4 protein-coding genes are annotated in these 4063 nt (G+C 70.6%); 2 read left to right on the forward strand and 2 right to left on the reverse strand.

Translation table 11 applies throughout. From position 1 onward, the window contains the following. Window positions 1-45: 45 nt before the first annotated feature. Both ACTIDRAF_RS0200425 and ACTIDRAF_RS0200430 read right to left on the reverse strand, forming a co-directional pair. Window positions 46-948, reverse strand: coding sequence for a glutamate ABC transporter substrate-binding protein (locus ACTIDRAF_RS0200425; protein ID WP_016696726.1), 903 nt, complete (start codon window positions 946-948; stop codon window positions 46-48). 63 nt (window positions 949-1011) lie between these two features. Next, window positions 1012-1740, reverse strand: coding sequence for an amino acid ABC transporter ATP-binding protein (locus tag ACTIDRAF_RS0200430; RefSeq protein ID WP_016696727.1), 729 nt, complete (start codon window positions 1738-1740; stop codon window positions 1012-1014). A 192-nt stretch (window positions 1741-1932) separates the two neighbouring features. Here ACTIDRAF_RS0200430 and miaB point away from each other — a divergent pair, with 192 nt between their 5' ends. Then, complete coding sequence (gene miaB, locus ACTIDRAF_RS0200435; RefSeq protein WP_026065623.1) at window positions 1933-3414, forward strand: tRNA (N6-isopentenyl adenosine(37)-C2)-methylthiotransferase MiaB; 1482 nt, start codon at window positions 1933-1935, stop codon at window positions 3412-3414. After that, complete coding sequence (locus ACTIDRAF_RS0200440; protein WP_016696729.1) at window positions 3411-3902, forward strand: Rv2732c family membrane protein; 492 nt, start codon at window positions 3411-3413, stop codon at window positions 3900-3902. The genes miaB and ACTIDRAF_RS0200440 overlap by 4 nt, the downstream gene beginning before the upstream one ends. Window positions 3903-4063 lie beyond the last annotated feature (161 nt).

Here is a 4063-nt window from a genome sequence, read left to right on the forward strand (position 1 = left end):
GGCCGGCGGCCCCGGAACCGGGTGCCGCCGGCCGTCAGTCCCTGCTCAGTACCGGTCGACCTCGGGCTGCTCGGCCTCGTTGCCGCTCTTGCCCAGGGTGGCGTCGTAGATCTCCTGCCAGCCGCCGTTCTCGCGCGCCTCGTCCAGGATGTCGTTGATCCGCTCGCGCAGGGCGTCATCGCCCTTCGGCAGGCCGATGCCGTAGGGCTCGTCCGAGAACGTCTCGCCGACGACCCGCAGCGAGCCCTCCTCCTCGACGGAGGCGTAGCCCAGCAGGATCGCGTCGTCGGTGGTGACCGCGTCGACCGAACCCTGGAGCAGCTGCGTCACGCAGTCGGAGTAGCCCTGGAACTCGACGATGTTGCTCTCCTCGGTCAGGCCCTCCTCCCGAACCCGCTGGATCGGGGTGGAGCCCTGCGCCGAGCAGACCTTCTTGCCCTCGAGGTCCTCCGGACCGTTGATCGAGTCGTCGTCCCCGCGCACCAGCAGGTCCTGGCCGGCGATGTAGTACGGGCCGGCGAAGTCGATCTGCTCCTTGCGGCCGTCGTTGATCGTGTACGTGCCGACGTAGTAGTCGATGTTGCCGTTCGCGATCTCCTGCTCACGGGCAGCGGAGGCGATCGGCCTGTACTCGATCTCCGACTCGGGGTCGAAACCGAGCTGGGCCGCGATCAACCGAGCGATCTCGATGTCGAACCCGGAGTACTCGTCGGTCGTCGGGTCGCGGTATCCCAGGCCGGGCTGGTCGTCCTTGACCCCGATGACCACGTTGCCGCGCTCGGACATCCGGTCGAAGGTCGGCGAGCCCTCCAGCTCGACGTCGGTCTGCACCGACTGCTCGACCGAGTCCGGCTCGGCGTTCTCGTCGGCCGGGCCGCCCTCGCGTCCACACGCGGTCAGCGCGAGCGCGCCGACGAGCAGACTCGCGGCGAGGGAGCGGTTCCTCATCGTCGTCTCCTGTGTTCTGTTCGGTGCGGCGCGCACGCGCCGCGGGCTGGTGCGGCGGGCCGGTCAGTGGGTGAGGATCTTGCCGAGGAAGTCCCGGGCCCGGTCGGACTTCGGGGCCTGGAAGAAGTCCTCGGGTGTCGAGTCCTCCACGACCTCGCCGTCCGCCATGAAGATGACCCGGTCGGCGGCCTTGCGGGCGAAGCCCATCTCGTGGGTGACCACGAGCATGGTCATGCCCTCCTTGGCCAGGTCGGTCATCGTGTCGAGGACCTCCTGGACCATCTCCGGGTCCAGCGCCGAGGTCGGCTCGTCGAAGAGCATGACCTTCGGCTTCATCGCCAGCGCCCGGGCGATGGCCGCACGCTGCTGCTGCCCACCCGAGAGCTGGGCCGGGTACTTGTCTGCCTGGTTGGCGATGCCGACCCGCTCCAGCAGCTGCCGGGCGCGTTGTTCCGCCTCCGCCTTCTCGGTCCTCCTCACCTTGAGGGGGCCGAGCGTGACGTTCTCCAGGATCGTCTTGTGGGCGAACAGGTTGAACTGCTGGAACACCATGCCCACGTCGGCGCGCAGCCCGGCGAGGGCCTTGCCCTCGGCGGGCAGGTCCTTGCCGTCGATGGCGATGACACCGGAGTTGATCGGCTCCAGCCTGTTGATGGTCCGGCAGAGGGTCGACTTGCCGGAACCCGACGGCCCGAGGACGACAACCACCTGGCCCCGGGGGACCTCGAGATTGATGTCCTTGAGCACGTGCAGCGGACCGAAGAACTTGTCCACCGAGGACATCCTGATCATCGGTGGCTGCCCGGACGTTGCGCTCATGGCCGCACACCATAACCGCACGGAGGAGCGGCGTCCCCACCTCAGCGGCGTCTGTAACCGCACCGGTACCTGTGGGTAGCAACCAGGACGTCACCGGGCGTGGCCCCGCCCCGATGAACCGGCCACGAACCAGCTCGTACCCTGGTCAGCGGAAAGGGGTGCAGGGTGCAGCGAAGCTACGAGGTCCGCACGTACGGATGCCAGATGAACGTGCACGACTCCGAGCGGCTCGCCGGGTTGCTGGAGGACGCCGGGTACGTGCGGTCGGCCGGCGAGGCCACGCCGGACGTCGTCGTGTTCAACACGTGCGCGGTCCGGGAGAACGCCGACAACCGCCTTTACGGCAACCTGGGGCGGCTGCGCCCGGTCAAGGACTCCCACCCGGGCATGCAGATCGCCGTCGGGGGGTGCCTCGCGCAGAAGGACCGGGGCGAGATCGTCCGCAGGGCCCCCTGGGTCGACGTCGTCTTCGGCACCCACAACATCGGCTCGTTGCCGACCCTGCTGGAGCGGTCCCGGCACAACCGGGAGGCCCAGGTGGAGATCGAGGAGGCCCTCGAGGTCTTCCCCTCGACGCTGCCCGCCCGCCGGGAGTCGGCCCACTCCGGCTGGGTGTCCATCTCGGTCGGCTGCAACAACACCTGCACGTTCTGCATCGTCCCCGCCCTGCGGGGCAAGGAACGGGACCGCCGGCCCGGTGAGGTCCTCGCCGAGGTGTCCGCGCTCGTCGCGGAGGGCGTCAGCGAGGTGACGCTGCTGGGGCAGAACGTGAACGCCTACGGGGTCGAGTTCGGCGACCGCTACGCCTTCGGGAAGCTGCTGCGGGCCTGCGGCACCGTCGAGGGCCTGGAACGGGTGCGGTTCACCTCGCCCCACCCGAGGGAGTTCACCGACGACGTCATCGAGGCGATGGCCGAAACCCCCAACGTCTGCCCGCAGCTGCACATGCCCCTCCAGTCCGGCTCCGACCGGGTGTTGCGGGCGATGCGGCGGTCCTACCGGGCCGAGCGGTTCCTCGGCATCGTGGAGCGGGTGCGGGCGGCCATCCCCGACGCCGCCATCACCACCGACATCATCGTGGGTTTCCCCGGGGAGACCGAGGAGGACTTCCAGGAGACGCTGGAGGTGGTGCGGCGGTCCCGGTTCTCCCAGGCGTTCACCTTCCAGTACTCCAAGCGTCCGGGTACCCCGGCCGCCGAGATGGGCGACCAGGTGCCCAAGGAGGTCGTGCAGGAGCGGTACGACCGGCTGGTGCGCCTCCAGGACGACATCTCGTGGGACCTGAACAAGGGCTTGGTGGGCACCGAGGTCGAGGTGCTGGTCACTGAGGGGGCGGGGCGCAAGGACGCCGAGACCCGCCGTCTCAGCGGGCGGGCCAGGGACGGCCGGCTGGTCCACTTCTCCCCGGTCGGCGGCCAGGTGGACGGGGAGGTGCGGCCGGGCGACCTGGTGCGCACCGTCGTCACGCACGCCGCCCCGCACCACCTCGTCGCGGACGGTGAGCCACTGGCGCACCGCCGCACCCGTGCCGGTGACCACTGGGAGGCGGGCGTGCGTCCCAGGACCTCCGGCGTCAGCCTCGGTCTGCCGTCCTTCGGCAGGCCCGCGACCGAGCCGGCCCCGGTCGGCGGATGTGAGGTCCGATGAGCGAGTCGAGCACCGCCGGCCAGGAGAGCCCCGAGCTGTCCGCGCTGCGGACGGAGATCGACGAGGCAGGCCAGCGGGCCCGCCGCAGTTTCGAACCGGGGCACCGGACGGCCGTGATCGGGGCCGGCATGTTGCTGCTGGTGCTGGGCATGGTGCTGCCGTGGGCCGGTGACTCCAGCGGCCTCGACGTCCTGCTGAGCCGGGTGCCACCGGAGCTCGGCGTCGGGATCCTGCCGCAGGTCTTCGCGGCGACGGTGCTGTTGTTCGGCCTGGTCGTGAGCGGTGTCGCCCTGGCGGTGCGGCGCTGGGGACTGGCGTGGCTCAGCCTCATCGGGTGCGGGCACTCGATCTTCGAGGGAATGCTGGCGATCTGGACCCGGCAGACGGCACCGGGTGCTCCCGGCCCGGGGATCGGTCTGCTGATCACCGTCGTCGCGATCGCCGTCATCACCCTGCAGTGGGTGAAGATCGCCTGGTCCCGGGACTGAGCGGCGCGCTCCCGCCGGCGCTGGGCGGGGCGGACGGTCGGCGGGGTTCCCGACCGGCGCGGTGAGCGGGGTCCACTGCTGGCACGGCTCCGGGCGTCCTGCCCGCGAGGTGGCCGGCACCGGAAGGGGCGCCGGCCGGTACCCGCGCCGGACCGCCTGGT

It is taken from the genome of Actinoalloteichus spitiensis RMV-1378 (genome assembly GCF_000239155.1).
GTDB classification, from domain to species: Bacteria; Actinomycetota; Actinomycetes; order Mycobacteriales; family Pseudonocardiaceae; genus Actinoalloteichus_B; species Actinoalloteichus_B spitiensis.

Excerpts from the sequence above, each read along its gene's own strand:
- ACTIDRAF_RS0200425 (WP_016696726.1), bottom strand. The coding sequence starts at position 948 with ATGAGGAACCGCTCCCTCGCCGCGAGTCTGCTCGTCGGCGCGCTCGCG.
- ACTIDRAF_RS0200430 (WP_016696727.1), bottom strand. The coding sequence starts at position 1,740 with ATGATCAGGATGTCCTCGGTGGACAAGTTCTTCGGTCCGCTGCACGTG.
- ACTIDRAF_RS0200440 (WP_016696729.1), top strand. The coding sequence starts at position 3,411 with ATGAGCGAGTCGAGCACCGCCGGCCAGGAGAGCCCCGAGCTGTCCGCG.